The 22,352-nt window shown below is 42.5% G+C and carries 16 protein-coding genes; 12 read left to right on the top strand and 4 right to left on the bottom strand.

Annotation, left to right across the window (positions count from 1 at the left end; all coding sequences use genetic code 11):
* Positions 1-6 precede the first annotated feature (6 nt).
* Both B4A24_RS09890 and B4A24_RS09885 read right to left on the bottom strand, forming a co-directional pair.
* Positions 7-921, bottom strand: coding sequence for a helix-turn-helix domain-containing protein (locus B4A24_RS09890; RefSeq protein WP_293944618.1), 915 nt, complete (start codon positions 919-921; stop codon positions 7-9).
* Positions 922-992: 71 nt separating this feature from the next.
* The gene (locus B4A24_RS09885) at positions 993-1,844 is read right to left on the bottom strand and encodes an SDR family NAD(P)-dependent oxidoreductase (protein ID WP_293944617.1); all 852 of its coding nucleotides are present in this window, start codon (positions 1,842-1,844) and stop codon (positions 993-995) included.
* A gap of 227 nt (positions 1,845-2,071) precedes the next feature.
* Between B4A24_RS09885 and B4A24_RS09880 the strand changes: the two genes are divergently transcribed.
* From B4A24_RS09880 to B4A24_RS09855, 6 genes are all read left to right on the top strand, one after another.
* Entirely contained in the window at positions 2,072-2,623 is a 552-nt protein-coding gene (locus tag B4A24_RS09880) for a hypothetical protein (protein WP_293944616.1), read from the top strand.
* A gap of 190 nt (positions 2,624-2,813) precedes the next feature.
* The gene (locus B4A24_RS09875) at positions 2,814-3,269 is read left to right on the top strand and encodes a redoxin domain-containing protein (RefSeq protein ID WP_121122479.1); all 456 of its coding nucleotides are present in this window, start codon (positions 2,814-2,816) and stop codon (positions 3,267-3,269) included.
* 6 nt (positions 3,270-3,275) lie between these two features.
* Complete coding sequence (locus tag B4A24_RS09870; protein WP_293944614.1) at positions 3,276-3,785, top strand: DsbA family protein; 510 nt, start codon at positions 3,276-3,278, stop codon at positions 3,783-3,785.
* 119 nt (positions 3,786-3,904) lie between these two features.
* Positions 3,905-4,726, top strand: coding sequence for an alpha/beta fold hydrolase (locus B4A24_RS09865; RefSeq protein ID WP_293944613.1), 822 nt, complete (start codon positions 3,905-3,907; stop codon positions 4,724-4,726).
* Between the two features lie 331 nt (positions 4,727-5,057).
* The gene (locus tag B4A24_RS09860; protein ID WP_293944612.1) at positions 5,058-8,294 is read left to right on the top strand and encodes a SusC/RagA family TonB-linked outer membrane protein; all 3,237 of its coding nucleotides are present in this window, start codon (positions 5,058-5,060) and stop codon (positions 8,292-8,294) included.
* An 11-nt stretch (positions 8,295-8,305) separates the two neighbouring features.
* Positions 8,306-10,066, top strand: a complete 1,761-nt coding sequence (locus B4A24_RS09855; RefSeq protein WP_293944611.1) for a RagB/SusD family nutrient uptake outer membrane protein — start codon at positions 8,306-8,308, stop codon at positions 10,064-10,066.
* A 67-nt stretch (positions 10,067-10,133) separates the two neighbouring features.
* Here the strand turns inward: B4A24_RS09855 and B4A24_RS09850 are convergent, their stop codons facing one another.
* A complete protein-coding gene (locus B4A24_RS09850) occupies positions 10,134-11,540 on the bottom strand; it encodes an alpha-L-fucosidase (RefSeq protein ID WP_293944610.1) in 1,407 nt (468 codons plus the stop codon).
* Between the two features lie 130 nt (positions 11,541-11,670).
* Here B4A24_RS09850 and B4A24_RS09845 point away from each other — a divergent pair, with 130 nt between their 5' ends.
* From B4A24_RS09845 to B4A24_RS09830, 4 genes are read left to right on the top strand one after another with little or no spacing between them, the layout of a single operon-like run.
* Positions 11,671-13,089, top strand: coding sequence for a sensor histidine kinase (locus B4A24_RS09845; RefSeq protein ID WP_293944608.1), 1,419 nt, complete (start codon positions 11,671-11,673; stop codon positions 13,087-13,089).
* On the top strand, positions 13,058-13,774 hold the full coding sequence (locus B4A24_RS09840) for a response regulator transcription factor (protein ID WP_293944607.1): 717 nt from the start codon (positions 13,058-13,060) through the stop codon (positions 13,772-13,774). Before B4A24_RS09845 ends, B4A24_RS09840 begins: the two co-directional genes overlap by 32 nt.
* Positions 13,775-13,788: 14 nt before the next feature.
* Positions 13,789-14,373 (top strand): Crp/Fnr family transcriptional regulator, encoded by a 585-nt coding sequence (locus B4A24_RS09835; RefSeq protein WP_293944606.1) that lies wholly within the window; start codon positions 13,789-13,791, stop codon positions 14,371-14,373.
* 26 nt (positions 14,374-14,399) lie between these two features.
* Positions 14,400-15,218 carry a helix-turn-helix domain-containing protein gene (locus B4A24_RS09830; protein ID WP_293944605.1) on the top strand — a complete coding sequence of 273 codons (819 nt, stop codon included), beginning with the start codon at positions 14,400-14,402 and terminating at the stop codon, positions 15,216-15,218.
* Here the strand turns inward: B4A24_RS09830 and B4A24_RS09825 are convergent, their stop codons facing one another.
* Positions 15,219-16,343: an MBL fold metallo-hydrolase gene (locus tag B4A24_RS09825; protein WP_293944603.1), complete on the bottom strand. Its 1,125-nt coding sequence runs from the start codon at positions 16,341-16,343 to the stop codon at positions 15,219-15,221.
* A 216-nt stretch (positions 16,344-16,559) separates the two neighbouring features.
* On the opposite strand from B4A24_RS09825, the gene B4A24_RS09820 reads away from it, so the two are divergent.
* Complete coding sequence (locus B4A24_RS09820; protein WP_293944600.1) at positions 16,560-18,815, top strand: GH92 family glycosyl hydrolase; 2,256 nt, start codon at positions 16,560-16,562, stop codon at positions 18,813-18,815.
* 416 nt (positions 18,816-19,231) lie between these two features.
* Complete coding sequence (locus B4A24_RS09815; RefSeq protein WP_293944597.1) at positions 19,232-22,348, top strand: SusC/RagA family TonB-linked outer membrane protein; 3,117 nt, start codon at positions 19,232-19,234, stop codon at positions 22,346-22,348.
* Positions 22,349-22,352 lie beyond the last annotated feature (4 nt).

Below are 22,352 nucleotides of genomic sequence, written 5' to 3'. Positions count from 1 at the left end.
CCGTACTTATTGAAAGGCCTGCCTAAATTCTACGGGGCTCTGTTGCGTGTTTTTCTTAAAGACTTTACTGAATGACTGCGGGTGCTCAAAGCCTAGCTCGTATGCTATTTCGCTGATCGATAAGGCGCTGGTACTCAATCTTAGTTTGGCGTATTCGATCATTTTGTGTTGTATATGCTGCTGGGTATTTTGCTGCGTATAGATACGCAGTAGGCTACCGAGATAGTTTGGGGAAAGATTGAGCTGCTGGGCAAGCACGCTTACTGTTGGAACTCCTTTTGTGATCAGGCTGTCGTAGCTAAAATGTGCCGATAGTATATTTTCGAAACGGGTCACCAGCTCCTGAGTGGATTTTTTTCGTGTGATAAATTGACGTTCGTAATATCGTTCTGCATAGATGAGCAACCGTTCGATCTGTTTGATAATCAGTTCGCGGCTGAATTTGTCGATGTTGGATTGATATTCTTTTTCGATATTCTGGAGAATGTCTACAATTACCGCCTCCTCCTTTTCGGAAAGAAAAAGTGCTTCGTTGACTTCGTATTGGAAAAAATCGTATGTATGGATATGCTTCGCCAGTTCGCTGTTCCACAAAAAATCGGGATGTATCAAGAGAATCCAGCCACTTGGTTGGGCACGGACCTCTTGATTAATCTCTACTTTCAAGAATTGTAATGGTGATATAAAAGTAAGTACACCCGAATCAAAGTCATATTGTTGCTGCCCATAATTGAACCTGGCATTTACATTTCGCTTTAAACCAATCGAATAAAAATGCTGTATCCAACTTAATTTGCTGTCATTAATAGGATAGTGCACTTGACTATAATCAACCAAACTGATTAAGGGATGCTCTGGTTGGGGCAGCCCGCAAAAGCTGTGGAACTCCGAAAGGGAATGAAAGCGAAATGTATTCTCCATAATTGTAAATTTAGTTATTTTCTTTTTTTTAATGTTGCTGATTTTTCCTTGCTGTCAGTTCTAACTTTAGGCTATTGTGCAGTCTGTTCAAAACCTGTGGATACGGTATAGCTCTTCCATTTTTCGATCTCGGCAGTCAACGTGTTAATCTTGTTTTTGGCTAGTTCAAAGGCATCTTCACCCATTAGGAAATGGACTGGCGGGTGCGCCAAAGTGCTGAGCTCGATCAATAAAGTAGCTGCTTTTTGCGGATCGTTTGTCTGATTGCCATGGATCTGGTGTAAGTGCGCAGCTTCATTTTCCCTTGCAGTGACATAAGCTTCGATGGGATTGGCTGCGGTTTGGATTGATCCATCGGATAAAAAATCCGTTCTAAAATAACCGGGATAAACCAGGGTCGTGTGAATACCAAAAGGCTGCATTTCAACAGCGAGCGCTTCCGTAAATCCGGATACAGCAAATTTTGTGGAACAATAGATTCCAAAACCCGGAAAATTGCCGGCAAGGCCACCAATGGATGCAATGTTAAAAATATGTCCGGATTGCTGACGTCGCATATGTGGTGCGATATGCCGGATAGCATTGAGTGATCCAAAGACATTCACGTCAAAATTGCGTCGGGCTTCGGAGTCGCTGAGTTCTTCGACACTGCCTGTCTGCCCGTACCCTGCATTGTTTACCAGGACGTCGATCCGCCCGAAATAATCAATTGCCGACAGTGCTGCCCGTGCGACGTCCGCATCATTGGTGATGTCGACTTCAAGGGGAAGGAAATTTTCATTTTCACCGATTTCTCGTTCCAGGGCTCGTTTCGTACGCGAGGTTGCTACAACAAGATAATCTTGAGCTAAAAGTTCCTTTACCAAACTTAACCCCAGTCCTTTGGAGGCACCGGTAACAAACCATACTTTTTGTGATTTCATGTGTTTTACTTTAAAAATAAATTGATGCTACAAAGTTGATGATTTGGTATTTTTGGGATGTAGGCAGATCGACGGATCTCGTAGCCAAATCGTGGGTTTGATGTTTTTTTATAAAATTGTATTTTCGATAGGCAATCCCTACGACCTGTACCGATGAGAGAAAAGATAGATAGCCGGCATAAGTATATCCCGGTTGTGTAAATGTAAACTTTTAACAAATAATAACTATGGAAAATCAGGGAGCCTCTGTCGTTATAACACATCATATTTTAGATGACAAGCAATTGGAATACGATCAGTGGTTAGCGGAGGTTGTTCCGCTCACCAAACATGCGAGAGGATTTATAGACTTACAGATCATTCGTCCTATCCCGAAATTGACGTTTGTCTATACGGTAATTATCCGGTTTGATACTGTCGATAACCTAAAAAATTGGATGAAATCGGACACGCGTCGAAGCATGATCGAGCAAGCTGCTCCCTTATTTCGGAAGCAAGACCGCTATCAGATCAAATCAGGCCTCGAGTTTCTTTTTGAAACAGCAGAGCAAGCCCATCAGGTGCCGCGGCGCTGGAAACAATATCTTGTTACCTGGTCAGCAATTTACCCGCTGTCATTGATCATACCAATAATTCTACTGCCTGTTCTCCGGTATTTTCATATTCCTCAAAATCATTTTTCTGATGGTTTATTGATCTCCGGATGTATCGTTTTTTTGATGGTTTATCTGGTCATGCCCAATTACACGAGGATGATCCGTAAATGGTTAAACAAGTAACCGAGAGGATGGAATACAGCTGAATTGGGGCGTAAAATTGAGCGGCTAACCTGCACTGTATTTATTTGGTCGCAAAGTAAATAAAACAATTTTTCCTTTATAACACTTTGTTTATAGGTAGGGGCCAATGCGATAAATAGCTAAATCGGATTGCGAGCCTGGGTAATGGTTAAATTTTAAATATCTTAATATGCTACAGAAAAATGATGTTGCGCCTGATTTTACCTTGTATGCGACTCCAGATCAGAAAATTAAATTGTCGGAATTTAAAGGCCATAATGTAATCCTTGCTTTTTATCCTGCTGACTGGAGCCCGGTATGTAGTGATCAAATGGCACTTTACAATGAAATGCTTAAATATTTTAAGAAATATGATGCAGAGATATTAGGTATATCTGTGGACAGCAAATGGTGCCATCTTGCTTTTGCACAATCCAGAAAATTGCACTTTCCACTGCTGGCGGATTTTGAGGCAAAAGGTGAAGTCGCGAAAAAATACGGGGTGTATGATGAGGAGGAAGGAGAATGTAAACGTGCTCTTTTTGTGATCGATAAAGAGGGTGTTATTCAATGGAGCTACCTGTCGCCAACAGCAGTAAATCCAGGAGCAGATGGGATAATAGAAGCATTGGAAAATCTTAAATAGAAATTTATGTCATTAAAGCCAAGAGTAAACGATAAGGATCATATCCAGGGTAATGGCAATGCAGAGGTAACGATTGTCGAATATGGGGATTATCAATGTCCACATTGTGGCGCTGCTCATCCCATATTGAAAAAGATGATGGCCGAATTGGGTAGTCAAATCAGGTTTGTATTTCGCAATTTTCCACTGTCAGAGATGCACGAATATGCGCGGCCAGCGGCACTTGCCGCCGAAGCAGCGGGGCAACAAGGTAAATTTTGGGAGATGCATGATGCAATCTATGAAAACCAATCAAGCCTGAGTACGAGGTTGTTTATGGATCTCGCCGAACAACTCGGTCTCGATGTCGACAATTTTAAAAACGCTATGCAAGACCAACGTTTGGACGAAAAAGTAGAGGGTGATTTTGAAAGTGGTATGATGAGCGGGGTAAATGGCACACCTACATTTTTTGTCAACGGCGAGAAATTCGATGGTGGTGCAGAGGATCTTGTCCAGATGCTACACGAAAATTGATAATTTAATTCTTGCCTGACTTAGGATTGAGCTGATAAGGTAAAGCCTGTCGCAAGTGTTGGGAGGCTCGGGGACAACCGATCAATAAATTAAACAATTAAAAATATAAATTATTCATCATGGCAACATTCAAAGTTCAAGACGGAACTGAAATTTACTACAAAGATTGGGGTACAGGGCAGCCTATCGTTTTCCATCATGGTTGGCCTTTGTCAAGCGACGACTGGGATGCACAGCTGATGTATTTCCTTGACAAAGGTTATCGCGTAATTGCGCATGACCGTCGTGGTCATGGACGCTCTACACAGACTGACCAAGGGAATGACATGGATACGTATGCTTCTGATGTAGCACAATTGGTAGCAGCATTGGATTTAAAAGATGCGATCCATATCGGCCATTCCACCGGTGGTGGGGAGGTGATCCGCTACATAACCAATCATGGGACCTCACGGGTCGCAAAAGCGGTATTAATCAGTGCCGTAACACCGATAATGGCTAAGAGCGAAACAAATCCTGACGGTGTACCCATGGACGTGTTCGATGAAATCCGATTGAATACAGCGACACGCAGACAACAATATTTTCAAGACTTTACCCTTGCTTTTTATGGCTATAACAGGGATGGAGCCAAGGTGCAACAGGGCGTGATGGATAATTGGTGGCGACAAGGAATGATGGGGGGAATAAAAGCGCACTACGACTGTATCAAAGCATTTTCTGAAACAGATTTTACGGAAGAACTTAAACAAGTAGCGGTTCCTGTTTTGGTCTTACATGGTGAGGATGACCAAATTGTACCGCTGGATATTACCGGTAGAAGAGCAGCACAATTGGTGAAAAATGGTACCCTGATCACTTATCCTGGATTCCCGCATGGAATGCCGACAACTGAAGCAGAAACAATCAATAAAGATATCCTGGCTTTTATCACAAAATAAAATGTGCCACGGATTAAAAATAGTTTTTAAATAGTAGTGGGGCTGTTCTTTTTTAGGAACGGCCTTTTTTGTGTTTATTCTTTTAGGGATATGAATTTCTTACTTATACCAAGCTTTTTCATTTTGGATACGCTGACATACATAATATGCTTCTACAGGCTATTATGAGGTTTAGAATGTTTGTAAGTTAATTTTTTATTAAGTAAAAGTATGTTAAACCTCTTTAGTAGGAATTCAGGTGGTTATTAATTAAATATTTCTTAATATTAAGGTAAATTATAAACCAAGTGAAAGCATCAACTTTGGTGCTGAATTCTAAACCAGACTAAAAATGCAGAAAACATTACTAATCAGTATGGCATTGGGTCTCTCATATCCCACGTGGGCGAATGTAGAGCGTAATTATGTCAAATTGAATGAGAAAACGCAAGCTATTGCGATTCAGTCTACCGTGAGAGGTGTGATAAAAGACAAAAACGGTGCAGCTATGGCCGGTGTCACCATTACCAATCTATCCAGTCAAAAAACGACATCTACCAATGCATCCGGAGCGTTTAGCATCGAGGCTACTATTGGCCAAAAACTGAAGCTTACTCTTGTAGGGTATAGCGAACAGGTGGTGACCGTAAACGCAACCCAATTACAACTTGTGATCGAGTCGAAAGATACCGAGTTAGAGGAAGTTGTCGTGGTGGGGTACGGAACCCAGAAGAAAGCAAATTTGACAGGGGCTGTGGATCAGGTGGGGTCAGAAGTGTTTGAGGGACGTGTTCTTGGCAATGCGAGCCAAATGCTCCAGGGTGTTGTCCCCAACCTGAATATCATCCCTGCCGATGGTAAACCAAATCGTTCTCCCAGTTTTAATATTCGGGGAACAACCTCGATTGGGCAGGGAGGAAGCGCCCTGATTTTAATAGATGGTGTCGAGGGCGATCCCGGTTCGATCAATCCAAATGACATTGAAAGTGTGTCTGTACTCAAAGATGCTTCCTCTGCTGCAATTTATGGTTCCCGAGGTACTTTTGGAGTAGTATTGATCACAACGAAACGGGCCAAATCGGGAAAGACCTCGGTGAACTATTCAGGGAGTGGATCTTTCCAAAAACCGGTTACAATACCAAAATTCGTAACAGATGGTTATGAATACGCTTCTCATTTCTTTGAGGCATACAACGCCTGGAACAACTATACCTTAACACCTAGTAAACTGAATAAGACCCAGATTTTCACCAAAGAGTGGTTGGACGAATTTAAACGTCGCAAAGAACAGGGTATAACAGAAGACGTGACTGTCGATAAGGATGGTAACTATGTTTATTATGGTAATGAAGATTATTATGGCACTTTGATAAAGGACAATACTTTTGTGCAGGACCATAATCTTTCGATCAGCGGAAACACCGAAAAGTTAGATTATTATATCTCGGGGCGTGCTTATGATTACAAGGGTATGTACCGTTATAACACAGACAAATATCAAAACTACAATACGCGGGCTAAGGCCGGACTGCAAGTGACGGATTGGTTGCGGATTGCTAATAATATTGATTTTAGTTATGCCAAATATTGGGATCCTTCCACTGCAGGAGAAGGCGGTAATATATGGCGGAATATTGCGGATGAAGGACATCCCTCGTCGCCAATTTTTAACCCGGACGGCTCTCTGAGTTTCTCTGCTGCGTATACCGTAGGCGATTTTATTTATGGTAAAAATGGAACCAAAAGTGGTAATCAGGATCTGCGGAATACAACCTCGTTTGAATCTAAGTTTTTTAATAATACGTTTCGTGTAAAGGGTGATCTCACCTTCAGAAGCCGTGATCTTAATTCACTGCGTGTTAGGGTGCCAGTACCTTACAGTACAAAGGAAGGGGAAATCGTCAAACTGACGACAAATATGAACGATAACCTCTATCAGGTCAACGAAAACTGGCGCTATTTGTTCGGCAATATCTATGGTGAGTATGAAAGGACGATAGGAGATCATTATTTCAAAGGTTTGCTGGGCTATAACTATGAGCAACGTGCTTATAATGCGAGTTATATCACCAAAAACGGCCTGCTCAATGATAACGTGGAGAATATCAATCTTGCAGTGGGTCAAAGTACCACCGCAACGGCCAAATACAATAAATATCGAAATGTAGGTGTGTTTATGCGGGGCAACTATATTTTTAAAGACCGTTATCTATTTGAATTTAATGGCCGCTATGATGGATCTTCGAAGTTTCCGATCAACCAACAGTGGGGGTTTTTCCCTTCGGCTTCGGTAGGCTGGCGTGTTTCGGAGGAGCCTTTCTTTCAGGTGGATAAGAAAGTCTTGTCTGACTTAAAGCTACGTGCTTCTTATGGTTCTTTGGGAAATGGTAACGTAGACCCTTATTCGTATCTTGATCTTTACGAGATCAAGGTCATGGACCGTTTATTAAATGGAGAAAAATCGACCTACACTTCGGTGCCAAAAGTTATCCCTGACAATCTGACCTGGGAAACAGCGCGTACGGCAAATATTGGACTTGATTTTTCATCAGTCAATGGAAAATTGACTTTTACTGGTGATATATATCAGCGTAAAACGTTGGATATGTATACTTTGGGTATGGCGCTACCGGAGATATTTGGTGCGGAATCACCAAAAGGAAATTATGCTGATATGACAACCAAAGGTTTTGAAGTCAGCCTGGCGTATCGCGATCAATTTGAACTCAGCGGAAGTCCCTTTAACTGGTCTGTCAAAGCGACATTAGCAGATTATAAATCGAAAATAGATCGCTACGATAACAAGGAAGGGATCATTAAGGATGGATACTATTATGAAGGTCAGCAAATCGGAGATATTTGGGGCTATGTGACACAGGGATTGTTTCATAATCAGGCGGAGATTGATGGTGCGGCGAAACAAAAGTTGATCAAATCATCCAATAACGGAACGATTTATCCTGGAGACATACGTTTTGCAGATCTCAATGGAGACGGGGTTATAGATTATGGTAACAATACCGTTTATAGCCACGGTGACCGAACAATTATCGGGAATTCCGAACCCCGTTATATTTATAGCTTTAATATTAACCTGGACTGGAAAAATGTATATTTTTCTACTTTCTTTCAGGGAGTGGGCAAGCAAAATTGGTATCCGAATAATGAATCTCTATTTTGGGGACAATATAATAGACCTTATAACAACCTACCGGAATGGCACCTGAATAACTATTGGACAGAAGATAACCCAGATGCTTATTTCCCGCGCTACGCTGGTTACAATGAGTCACTAAAAGTGACACCACAGACCCGTTTCTTGCAGAATATCGGTTATCTCCGGATGAAAAATATTCAGATCGGCTATAATTTTCCAAAATCTGTAACCTCTAAACTGAAAATCCAGAATCTACGTGCTGGTCTTTCTGGTGAAAATCTACTGACATGGTCCCCTTTTTATAAACATACCAGAGACTTGGATGTCGGTAATGTGGGGAAATCAGATCCTACTGTAGAAACAGGTACACGTGATGGATTTAACTATCCGATCATGAAAAGTGTGAGTTTTAACTTATCCATTGGTTTTTAATATTTAGTATAATGAAAAAGATATTTTATTTATCGGTTTTAACCTTGTTGTTCGCTTCCTGTGAATTGAAGGAATTGCCAAAATCGGAGGCAACTGAGGAGGATATTTTCGGAAGCGAAAAGGGACTGAAAAACTATAGCAATTCTTTTTATCGGAATATTACGTCAGGTAGCGATGCCTACAAAGGGGATGCTATGGCCGATTATGCGGCTGTGAATCGGGTGAATGACTTTATAATCGAAGGTGCATATAGCAAAGAAGTGGAGGAATTAAAGGGACTCTGGACCTGGACAACACTGCGTAATATCAATCAGATGATCGCCAAATGTACAAGCCCCAATTTAAGCGATAAGGTTAAGAATAATTACATTGGTTTAGCTCGTTTTTTCAGGGCCTGGTTTTATTACGAGAAGGTGGTTCGTTTTGGTGATGTGCCTTGGGTGGACCACCCTTTAACAGTTGATGAAACGGACATTTTAAAAGCACCCCGCGATTCGAGAGAAGTGGTCATGAAACATATTATGGAAGATCTGGATTTTGCGTATGAGCATATAACAGATGCTCCCGGTGATGGAACGACGGTAAACAAATGGACTGCATTGGGACTGAAAACACGGATCGCTTTATTTGAAGGTACTTTTCGTAAATACCATCAGCTGAATCTGCCAACAAAGCCCGAAACTTTTTTTCAATATGCTGTGGACGCTGGTAAGATCCTGATGGAAACGGGGCCTTATCGCCTTCATATTGCCGCTGATCCTAAAATTTCACAACGTGAGCTTTTCATTAGCGAACAACCAATGAAAGACGAGGTGATGCTGGCTATTGCATTTAGTAAAAATCAGGCTTTGATGAATGATGCAAACTGGTGGTGGACTTCGGCCACGTATGGTCCGCGGCTGAGCCTGGTACGCCCATTTATCAATACGATTTTGAACGCTGATGGGTCATCTTATACCGATCGTCCAAATTATGAAAAGGAAGAGTTTTATGAGGAATGTCAAAACCGGGATTTGCGTTTAGCCCAGTTGATCCGCACTCCAGGCTATAAACGGGGCGGTAAGGCTGCGCCACCCAATTTCGCAAGTTATACTTATACCGGCTATCAACCAATCAAATATGCGCTGGATGATCCTTATTATGACAATGGTGGATTCAATACGAATGCCTTACCTTTGATGCGGTATGCAGAGGTGTTGCTGAATTATGCCGAAGCAAAAAAGGAGTTGGGGACATTTAACGATACAGACTGGGCAAAGACCGTCGGCGCGCTCCGTACACGCGCAGGGATCTCCGCTGGGGCTAATACACTTCCAACCAAAGTAGACACCTATCTGAAAAATACATTTTTCCCCAGTATCTCTGATCCTGTTCTCTTAGAGATCCGCCGCGAAAGACAGGTCGAATTGGCGTTGGAAGGATTTCGTTTTAATGATCTGAAACGATGGAAATCTGGTGAACTGATGGCTAACCTACAATGGACGGGTATTTATATACCTGCTTTGGAAAAACCAATGGACCTGGATCGTGACGGTACTCCTGATGTATTGTTTTATGATGCTAGTAAGCCCGAACCTACCGTACAGGGAGTCACCAAGGTCAAATTGGGTGGAGACAAAAACTCCCAGACGATAACGACGGATAACCATTTGCAATGGGGGAAAACCATGAGTCGAAAATGGTATGATAATGATAGACAATATCTCTATCCCATTCCTTCTTCAGCGCTTGTCTTAAATGGTAAGCTAGGACAAAATCCGGGCTGGGAATAGGATATAGCCTTAATTAATCTATATACCGAAAACGGGGACTGGAGTTTAGCTCGAGTCCCCTTTTCCTTTACCGCCTTTCTTGGTAAAGACCCACTTCATGTAGGACGGCACGTTTATTTTTGGGTTGGATGCTGAAACGTAATTTTTGCCCCACCACCTCATCAAAACGAAAAATCTTGATGCGTCCCTGTACAACTGGTGTCGTCGAAAGCGTATACCATTTGCCATCTTTGAGATAAGTGACCGTATAGGTGGCAGGATTATCCTTGCCTTCGGTGATAACAATGGTGTTAAATGTCTTACTGCGTTCAAAATCCAGTTCATACCAGACTTCGCCCATAGCCGAGGGATTGGATACCCAAGCGCTGCCGAAATTGTCATCATTGGCGAAATCCATAATACTCATATCTTCACTCCAACTGCTATTGGAAGGGACCTGGCTGGCGATATTGTGGTCTAGGATGGGGGCTTGGTAGCTTGGTAAAGCGTTGTAATTTGGCGTTTTCTTGTAAAGAGTACCGATGGTTTTTAGCGCTTCCAATGCGTTTTCATCCATCTGGCCATCGCTGTTGGGGGCCACATTGAGCATGAAATTACAATAGGCATCGTTGTAGGGAATAACGAATTTCTCTACAAGTTCCTTCACATCTTTGACTGCTGTTGTGGGGAATGATTTTTTCCAGAACCAATTTTGCTGCAAGGGCAGACAGGCCATAGCTGGTAACTTGTTATGCTCTTTGGAAATAAATTGCCCTGCACCTTGTTCGTAAGATTTTATATCGGTGTAAAATAGCGCATCACCGGGATATTTTGCCGAATTAAGATCCATCAATAGGCATTTGGGTTGCAGGGATTTGACCAGGTGATAAATGTCATCAAAGGGAATATCATCATAGGAAATACGTGACCAAGGGGCATCCCAACCGTCGATCACCAGCGCATCAATCTCACCATATTGCGTCAGCAATTCCGTTAGCTGATCTTTGATCAATTGGATATGGGCTTTGGTAATCGTATGTGGACGTATCCCCTGATGCATGTCAAGGATGGAATAATAGAGCATCACACGTAAGCCATTCTTGCGGAATGCTTCTGTAAATTCCTTGACCACATCGCGGTGCAATGGGGTGTTCATGACGTTGTAATCCGTGGTTTTGGTGTTCCAAATGGGGAAACCGCTATGATGTTTTGTTGTGAGACAGCCATAGGTCATATTGGCTGATTTAGCCGCCTTCGCCCATTGATCCGCATTGAGTTTCGGTGATTTGAATAATTCCAAAGGGGCATTGGGATCGGACCAGTCTTGTTCCATAAAGGTAGGCATGCCATAATGGATAAACATACCAAACCCTAGGTTGACAAAATCAAGCTGGCGCTGCGCAAGAGTTTTAGAGGAATTGGACTGTGCAAATAGGGCGTTGTTCAGTAACAGGTAACCTAAACTGTAAAGTAAGAAAAGAGAAATTCTGGACATAATCTGATAATTTGTTATCTGATAAAGGTACGATGTCAAAGACATCAATGTGCTTAATGGAAACCTAATGAATGCCTAATAAAAGCTTAATGCTTACCCCGAATACATAAATAGATGTTAATTTTAAAATATGAACAGCGCCGATAAAAATATGCACCCCTGGGCATTTGGAATAAGTTTTTTGATTTTGACGGTCGTGATCGGTTTCTTGATCTTCAAAACCTACCAGCTCGAAGATAAGAATTATCAGATCGGACAGCTCAATTTGATCCAGAATGCTTACGGTGCCGCGATCATGGACGACAAAATCTTCCCGGGTGGGGATTCGGTATTTCAGACGGCATTGGTGCCTTATTTACCTGCCTGGTTTAAGAAGGTAATGAATAAATCGCCGGAGGCGAAGCTGTATGGTGAGCAACGGATGCAACTGTTTCTCGAACGCTTGCGCGAACAGCAATCGTTGGATAGTATCTTTGAGCAGATCGTCCACCAGCAGCAGCTCGATCCGGCGTTGCTCTACTTGTTCCATTTTGATAAGCTAGAGCTCTACAATCCGACCGATAGCACATGGAAGGTATTTTATGATAGCTCTGGTGGTAATAAAATGACGAGCATCAGTGGCTCGCTCAAAAATCGCTCGCCCAACAATCGCGTGTTCCAATTGGCTGTCAGCGATAAGCTCCCGATCCCTTACCGCTTTACCTATAGTCTCTATGTGGATTATGAAAATCGGAATTGGCGGATCATCCAACAAATGGTACCGGTATTTTTGCTGTCCTTGACCTGCATTGCTGTTATTGTACTATTGAGCTACCGAACGTATAGAGATTGGGTCAACCAACGCAAACTGATCGATCTGAAAACGAGTTTCCTAAATCACATGCGACATGAATTTAATACGCCCTTGACAACAATTCTAGTCAGTGCTCATAGCCTTATCGACCGGGATGATGGCCCTGACAATAAAGAGGTGATTCAATTGGGACGCATCGTGGAACGTCAGGCTAAACGCCTTAAGGACTATTTTGAACAGGTAATGGGATCTGTCGCTTTACAGGAACAGCAGCCTGCAATCGTAGAGGTTCCTGTTGACTTATTCACCGAAGAGATCTTGGAGGCACTACGCATGCGCTACCAAGGGGAAATTGAAATCTGCTATTCGCCACTTGGCAGGGATGTAACGCTGCGGTTGGACGAAGCTTATTATCTCTCTATTTTGGATAATCTAGTCTCCAACGCTATTAAATTTAATGACCATACAGCCAAGACCATTCGATTGACCTGGGAGCAGACCGTTGATCGACATTGTCTCAAAATTGAAGACAACGGTTATGGGATTGCTCCGTCGGAACGGGATGCGCTATTTACCGCATTTTACCGTGGACAGTCTTCGGAAGGTAAGCCAGGACTGGGATTGGGATTATATTATGTAAAATTGTGTTTGGATCGCTTAGATTGGACAGTTCGCCTGGAAAACGGAGCAAGTGGTGGTACTATTTTTTATATTTACATTGACAATGGGTCTTTTAATATCAAAGAACAGAATTGACATTCTGCTGATCGAAGACGAACCCGATCTAGGTGAGGTTTTCTCGCGCTATCTCCGCTACAAAGGATTTAGTGTCGTTTGGGCGTGCACAATGAAAGCTGGCTTGGAAGCTTTTGAAGAAAATGGGGCTAAACTGGTAATTGTTGACGTGCAATTGCCGGATGGAAATGGATTTGATCTTGCTCATGAAATTTTGCAGCGTAAAGCCGGACAGCCCATTTTCTTTTTGACAGCGCTACACCAACGGAATGCGCGCCTCAAAGGTCTTTCTATGGGAGCGGTGGATTATATTGCCAAACCTTTTGATATGGATGAAATACTACTCAAGATCCGTAACTTATTGGCCGTAGCCGCAGCTTCTACACCTGATACAGTGCCCAATACCGGATTACGGATCGGCCAGCTGTCATTGGATATGGCGCGCTATAATCTGACCGATGGTCAAGGAAGAGCACAAAAGCTGACCGTTCGTGAAGCGGAACTGCTCGGGCATCTGATTCTAAATAAAAATCTGCTAGTCAATAAGAAGGATCTCTTATTGCTATTTTGGGGAAATACAGATTTTTTTAATGGGAAAAGCTTGGAGGTTTTTATCTCGCGTATTCGTAAATTGCTCCAGGCCGATAATAAGCTCCATATAGAAAGTATCTATGGGCTGGGTTATATTTTACATGAAAATAGGTAGGTTTAATAAATAATATGATGTACGAAAATATCCTTAAAAATGTATCCAAGTGTATAACGCTGACGCAGGAAGAGACAGAGCAGTTCACCGAGTTGCTGACGACGCGAAAAGTACCAAAGAAAACCTTGCTGTTGCAGGAAGGGGAAGTCTGCCAGTTTGAAGGATACCTCCAAAAGGGATGTGTACGCATCTATTATCTTGATGAAAATGGATTTGAGGTCACGCTGGCCTTTGCGGTCGAAGATTGGTGGATCAGCGATATTGCCTCTTTCCATTACCATACTCCTTCGAGCCTGTATATGGAGACATTAGAAGAAAGCGAATTCCTTATGCTGACACCCGAGACCAAAGAAAAATTACTGGACACTGTCCCGAAATTTGAACGTGTATTTCGCATGCTGGTGCAGCGTAGGCTCGCCGTTCTACAAAACCGCCTGATCCATACCATGGCGAAACCTGCTGCTGAACGGTACCTTGAATTTATCGACTTATATCCGACAATATCGCAACGGGTACCGCAGTATTATATCGCATCATATCTTGGTGTTTCGCCCGAATTTGTCAGCATTATACGTAAGCGGCTTGCAGCAAAAAAATAAATGTTAACCTTGCTAAAGAAAAAACGATGATGAAAATCGATGAAAAAGATTTTGGAAAAGCTTTCTTGTATTCCTGTTATGTGGAGAAAGTTTTTGGCCATGAACAGTTTATTCCTGAGCATGTAGTCCTGTTTCAGCTATCTGGAGAAACACATTTTGACCTGGAAAAGGGAAAGTTGACCACCAGAGCCGGACAGATACTGGTCGCACGCAGAAATCAATTGGCAAAAGCGTTTAAATATCCTTCGGAGAATCTGGCTTATCAGTCTATTTCAATCATGCTGCATGCGGATCGGCTGAAAAAGTACGCGCTGGACCATCAGCTCTCCGCGGATAGAAGGCAGCAGGCGGACACAAATATTCTCCTAGAAGGAGATGTCTTCATCAAAAGTTATTTTGAATCGCTGGCGCCTTATGCAGAGGCTGCCGACCGGGTCAGTCCGCAGATGGAAACCATCAAAATCTATGAATTGATTACTTTATTGCTGGAAAGATATCCCGCTCTGAAAGATCTTTTGTTTGATTTCTCCGAACCGCATAAGATAGATCTCGAGGAATTTATGCTAAAGAACTATAAATATAATGTCCCTTTAGAAAATTTTGCCAAATTATCCGGTCGTAGCTTGGCTAGTTTTAAACGTGATTTTGAGAAGATGTTCCGCACCTCGCCCCGTAAATGGTTGAAGGAAAAGCGTCTTTCCGAAGCTTATTATCTGATCGAAAATAAACGGAAAAGACCTGCGGAAATCTACTTGGATCTTGGATTTGAAAACCTTTCGCATTTCTATGCTTCCTTTAAAGAAAAGTTCGGAATAACGCCAGCGGCAATCAATTCAATCGCTTAATCAATTTTTCCACCAATAGCTGGGAGCGTTGTGAGCAAGATCGAGATCGACAACCTCACCGATGCGTGGTGTGATCAATGCTTGATGCTGCCTCGATGCTTCTTTTGAGATGCGCTCCAAGGGTTCGTACCAGGCATGGTTGGCAAGGACAAATTTGGAGGAGTGAACGGGTAATAGCTTTGCAGCCTGCAGATCTTTTGTAGCTTGAATGACTTCTTCGGGCATCATGTGGATGTATTTCCAACTGAGGTCATATTGACCATTCTCAAGAATAGCCAAATCAAATGGCCCCAGTTTATCGCCAATTTCTTTAAAATGGGTATCATAACCACTGTCACCGCCAAGATACAGCTTTTGGGTCGGTGTTTCTAAGGCATACGAAGCCCAGAGGGTATTGGCAGACCATATGCTGCGGCCTGAAAAATGCCTGGCCGGTGTGACCGTAACATGGAATCCATCGCCTAGGTCTATTTGTTCCCACCAATCTTTTTCGATAATCTGATCATCTCTGTAGCCCCAATATTCCAGGTGTTCACCCACGCCAAGTCCAACGATAATCTTGCCGACTCGGGGTTGTAGTGTTTTGAGCGTTTTATAATCCATATGATCGTAATGATCATGTGAGATAAAAAGGTAGTCGATGGCTGGTAGGGCATCAGCTGTTGTGACCTCGGATCCGGCAAAGGCTTTACCACTGCCTGGTATGGGAGATATACTGCCACTTAGCACCGGGTCGACAAGGATTGTTTTGCCATCTGTACGCAACAGATAGGAGGAATGCCCCAGCCAGATCAGACCATGGGATTTAGCAAATAGGCTATTCCAATTAACAGGAACAGAAGAAATCTTGTTTTTAGGACTGGTCTCGGTAGATCTTTTACAGAAAAAATCTGTTAGGGCCACCCTCCAGCTTTGTGTCAATTGTGGCGTCGGGTTGCTGTTACGAAATTTGCCGTCCTTGAATTGTTTTGATTGTTCAATACGCTTAAGCCTTTCACCGGAAGGCCGCTTGCCAAATTGGGGATGCATCATATACAGGGAGATTAATCCAATGACAACAATAAGCACCAAGGCTGACCATTTCAGAAACCGCAAGAAACCTTTAACCTGGTGTTTTGTTTTCATCTTAAATTGTTTATAGGACAAAGATAGGCGGGCGGGATAACGATTTTTTTTGTAAAAAGCTCAAAGTTTATGTTGTGTACGGCTCAGGTGATGAAAGTGCGCCTTCGTGAGGTTATCAAATCAATACCGATGAAGGTAAATTTGAGCAAAAAAAATTAACTTTAAGGACGAAGCGGATATTTTGTCCTTAAACCATTAATCACTTAATCATTCAGCATGCAAAACAAAAATATTAAATTGAAACCTAAAGCCTTCTTACGGACCATATGCTGTTGTTCTTTTTTGATAATCTTTTTGCTAAAAGGTTTTTCTCAGACTAAAAAGTTAGAGAACTTTGTTGATTATGTCAATCCCTATATGGGCAATATCAGCCATTTGTTGGTGCCAACATATCCAACCGTTCATTTACCAAATAGTATATTACGGGTCTACCCCGAAAGAGGGGATTTTACCTCTGACCGCCTGTATGGTCTTCCGCTTATCGTCACGAGCCACCGTGGATCGTCCGCTTTTAACCTGAGTCCAATGCTGCAATTGCCTACCGATCTTAAGCCAGTGCAGTTGTACAGCTATGATCAGGAGGAGATCAAGCCTTATGGCTATTCCGTTGTGTTGGATCAGGAAGATATCCAGGTGTCATATGCTTTGTCGCACCAGTCGGGAATGTATGCCTTTACTTTTCCGAATGCAGAGACAAAATATTTGCAATTCAATTCCCGTGACGGAGCACTAAAGTGGGACGGACAGGCACTTTCTGGAATACAGGAAATTGGCAACGGCACACGTGTGTATATCTATGCTGTTCCGGAAATCAAACCTAGCGCTGTCAGCACGCTCCAAGGGCAACAGCTAGCAAAAGGTATGGAAGCAAAAGGCAGAAATGCTTGTCTTGTGCTGCAATTTGACCAGGCTGGGGTCAATTTAAAGATGAAGTACGGTGTTTCATTTATTGACGTCACACAGGCTAAAGCAAACCTGAACCGTGAGATTGTTGATTTTGATCAAAAGAAACTGGCAGAAAATGGCCGTAAAATCTGGAATCAAGCACTTGGAAAGATTGCTGTGGAAGGCGATAGTGAATCGGATAAACATGTTTTCTATACTTCCTTGTACCGCACCTATGAGCGTCCGGTCAATATCTCCGAAGATGGGCGGTATTTCAGTGCATTTGATGGCAAGGTTCATTCGGATGAAGGCAAACCTTTTTTTACAGATGATTGGATCTGGGACTCCTACCGCGCGCACCACCCACTGCGCGTGTTATTGGAGCCGGCTGCTGAATCGAATATTCTCCATTCCTTTGTACGGATGTCGGAGCAGATGGACAAACCTTGGTTACCGACTTTTCCGGAAATCACAGGAGATAGCCGAAGGATGAATTCAAACCACGGTGTTGCGACCTTATTGGATGCTTACCGCAAGGGGATCCGGGGCTTTGATATTCAAAAAGCCTATTTGGCTGCAAAAGCAGCGATTATCGAAAAAACCTTAGCACCATGGTCGGATAAGCCCGCTGGAAAAATGGATCAATTTTTTAAAGAAAAGGGATATATCCCGGCTTTGCACCCTGGAGAACAAGAAGTTTATCCGGAAGTGCATGGCTTTGAAAAACGTCAGCCAGTAGCTGTTACGCTAGGCACCTCCTATGACCTGTGGTGTCTGGCACAATTGGCTAATGAATTGGGCTTAAAAGCGGATTATGATTTGTTTATGAAGCAATCTTTCAATTACAGAAATCTATTCAATGAGCAAACCAAATTTTTCCATCCCAAAGATGAAAAAGGTAACTTTATTATGCCTTTTGACTATGTATTTGCGGGCGGGCAGGGAGCTAGGGAATATTATGGTGAAAACAACGCTTGGATCTACCGTTGGGATGTACAGCACAATATTCCTGATCTGATCAAATTAATGGGCGGAAACCAGCTTTTTATACACTATCTCGATGAAATGTTCCAACAGCCGCTGGGACGTTCCAAATTTGATTTCTATGCACAGTTGCCGGATCATACGGGCAACGTTGGGCAGTTTTCTATGGCCAATGAGCCGGCGCTTCATATTCCCTATCTGTATAATTATGCAGGACAGCCCTGGATGACACAAAAACGTATCCATAAACTAATAGGCGAATGGTTTAGAAACGACCTGATGGGTGTACCGGGTGATGAAGATGGTGGTGGTATGTCGGCTTTTGTCGTTTTTTCACAGATGGGTTTTTATCCTGTTACACCTGGACTGGCATCTTATAGTATTGGATCACCATTTTTTAGGAAAACGACGATAAGCCTGCCAAACGGGAAGTCTTTTGTGGTTATCGGAAAGAATGCTTCTGCAAAAAATAAATATATCCAATCGGCCACGCTCGACGGAAAGCCGCTAAACAGTACGCAGCTGAACCATGCAGATATCCTTAAAGGTGGTACGCTTGAATTTGTGATGGGAAACAAAGCTCAAAAAAACTGGGGAAATTAAAATAAGCCGGTTTTTGCTCAATGATCAGGTGATACGGCATTGGTTTTTAAGACCATGATGTATTCGAATCCCTTTCTGCTTCAAAAAGGTCCGTTGGTCGATAGATCAACGGACCTTTTTTGCATCTTAGCACGATTTGATGGATTGCCTTAATGCTATAAGCCGTTGCACAGGCGGGCGTCATTTGCATAGTCAGGTTAATCGAAAACTCTCCGTGCGATCTTGGTAATACACAGGAGACCGAGTGACATAAGTTTCATTTTCCTGCATTAGACAATCGATTGCGTGAACAGCGCAATCGATTTCGTTTGTCCAATACTTTTTTTCCAAGGGATATCCCTCTAATTTAAGGGACTGAACTAGTCAATCTTAAACTGAAAAAACTGACTGACTAAATAATAACTAACTATTTAATTATGATTTCAAAATTTACAAGTAACCAAAAGGTAAGCCTGCTTGCTATTGCTCTTCTTGTGGCGTCTTCGCAACATACATTTGCGGTAGATCGACCAGCTGTATTGATGAATATAGGGCATGTCGTCGAACAAAACCCAATTGCAGGTAAAGTCACGGCGGAGGACGGACCATTGGCGGGGGCGACGGTTTCTGTGAAGGGTACCTCAGTATCGACATCCACGGATGCAAAGGGTGGATTTTCGATCAAGGCAAAGACCGGTGATATTTTGGTTGTAAGTAGTGTGGGCTATAAACCCAAAGAAGTGACTGTTAGCGGGAATACAATTTCCATTCAGTTGGAAAGTGATAATTCGGCGTTGGAAGAAGTCGTCGTGGTCGGTTTCGCTAAACAAAAGAAGGTAAACCTCACTGGTGCTGTACAGGCAATTACGTCAAAAGATTTACAGGATCGCCCCGTGACGAACGTATCATCGGCTATTCAAGGTAAATTTTCCGGTGTAACCATTACACAGAATTCTGGTCAGCCGGGTAAAGACAATGGCACAATACGGATTCGCGGTCTGGGTACGATCAACAACGCCAATCCCTTAGTGATTGTGGACGGAATCGAAAGTTCGATGAATAATATCAACCCAAATGATATTGAAAGTGTATCTGTATTGAAAGATGGCCCGAGTGCGGCAATCTATGGTTCGAAGGCGGCAAACGGAGTCATTTTAATTACTACTAAAAAAGGCGGTAGTGGCAAACCGCAATTAAATTATACAGGATACGCTGGTATTCAGGATCCAACACGTCTGCCGGAATATATGAATTCTTATGATCATGCCGTGATCCTTAATGAAGCGCTCAAGAATGAAGGAAAAACGACTCGCTTTACAGCGCAAGACCTTGAGCTTTTTAAAAATGGTTCGGATCCAGATGGACATCCCAATACAGATTGGTTAGGCTTATTGTACAAGGGCTCGGGCTTCCAACAAGCGCACAACTTGCAAGTGACGGGTGGCACAGAAGATGTGCAATACATGGCTTCTGGTGGTTACTTGGGACAAAAAGGTGTGATTAAAGTAGCAGGTTCAGACCGATATAACTTGCGCACAAATGTAGGGGCAAAAGTATCGGAAAGATTACGCTTTGATCTGGGATTGGCCTACAATTATCAACGTATTACTGAGCCAGTAAACCCGTATACCGGTGATATGGCACAGATCTTTAGACAAGTCAACCGGATTCCAAATTTTATTCCCTATAAATATAGCAACGGTGTGTACGGCCGTGGCAGCGATGGTAATCCCATTGCTTGGATGGACATGGAGTCTAAAGATAATATGACCTATAAACATACACAGGTAAATTTCTCGGGTGAATTTAAAATCTTGGAGGGATTGAAAGTGAAACAAGTGATTGGATTTCAGCCCATAGATAATATGTCGTCTAAGTTTGTTAAAGATATTCAATACTACAATCAAAATGGCGAACCTGGCCCTAAACAGGGGATAAATAACTTGACAGTTTATAACTTCCAATCAGAACGATTGACTTTTCAGACTTTATTGACCTACGATAAAAAGATTGGAAATCACCAGTTCAATGTTTTGGGTGGCTTTATGGATGAGACTTTTAGAGCTGACTATTCAAGCGCTTATGCGCAAGGTTTTTTAAATCATGATTTTCCGGAACTCAATTTAGGTAGCAGAGATGGCATGAAAGTAGACGGCGGTGCCAAAAAGCTGATCTTACGTTCATTCTTTGGCCGGATCAACTATGCTTTTGCAGACAAATATCTTTTAGAGGCCAATGTAAGACGTGATGGGACTTCGCGTTTCTTTGGGAATAATCGCTGGAGTACTTTCCCTTCATTCTCTGCAGGATGGCGTATTTCGCAGGAAGATTTTTTCAAGGAATCCGCGTTGGCTGAAGGAATATCAGAATTGAAATTAAGAGGAGGATGGGGTAAATTGGGAAATCAGCAGTTGTCTGCAACATCAGACAATTTATACCCAACGGGAGATGCATTTTATCCAGGAATATTTACAATTGCTCCAGGATTTAATTATCCTTTTGAAAAAGATAAAGTGAGCTCTGGAGGAGCTACAGCACAATCGGCCAATCCATTACTGCGTTGGGAAGCGACCACAAGTACCAATATTGGTTTGGATCTGAACTTGAAGAATAACCTAGGTTTTGTATTTGAATATTTTGACCGTCGTACCGATGGAGTACTCTTAAAATTGCCTGTTTCAAACCTTTATGGTCTTCCGGCACCTTATCAGAATGCGGGGAAAGTACAGAATAATGGGGTAGAGTTACAAATCAATTACCAAAATAGTATCGGGGATTTTAAATATAGCATCGCTGCTAATGGATCCTATATCAATAATCAGATTAAAAAATGGGCAAGCGATGAACCACAAGTGAATGGAACGTTTTATGTCTATGAACAAGGCAGCCCCATTCGTTCATTCTACGGCTATGAGAGTATTGGGATCTACCGCTCTAATGAGGAATACACGAATAGTAAAATACAGGGTGTAAATGATAAGATCGGTGCTGGAGATCTGATCTATAAAGATCAAAACGGAGATAAGAAGATTGACGGCAACGATCGGGTATATTTAGGATCGCCAGATCCAAAATTCATCTTTGGCTTAACCTCAAATATGAGTTATAAAAACTTTGATCTGAGTCTTTTTTTCCAAGGAGCAGCAAAGGTACAGGGATATCTATGGGGCGAAGCCATTGGCGGGATCTCCGGATCGGATAAACCGACTACCATCTACGCCGATCGATTTAATGCCGAAACCAATCCAAATGGATCGATGCCACGCGCATTAACGAGTTGGACACAAAATAGCCCTTCGGGTACCCCTTCGGACTTTTGGATTCAAAACGCGAGTTACGTACGCCTAAAAAATATCACTTTTGGCTATACGCTGCCAAAAACATTTACGGATCGAATTGGAATCAAGGGGGCCAAACTTTATTATAGTGGTCAAAATCTGTTGACATTCACTGGATTTGCTAAAGGATTTGATCCAGAGGCGCCAGCAGACTCACGCGGTAATTACTATCCGCAAGTAAAAACAAATGTCTTTGGTCTTAACGTAAACTTTTAATTGT

Origin of the sequence: Sphingobacterium sp. UBA7249, from assembly GCF_002472835.1 — a bacterium.
Classification (GTDB): domain Bacteria; phylum Bacteroidota; class Bacteroidia; order Sphingobacteriales; family Sphingobacteriaceae; genus Sphingobacterium; species Sphingobacterium prati.
This window is presented reverse-complemented; position numbering and strand designations above follow the sequence as displayed.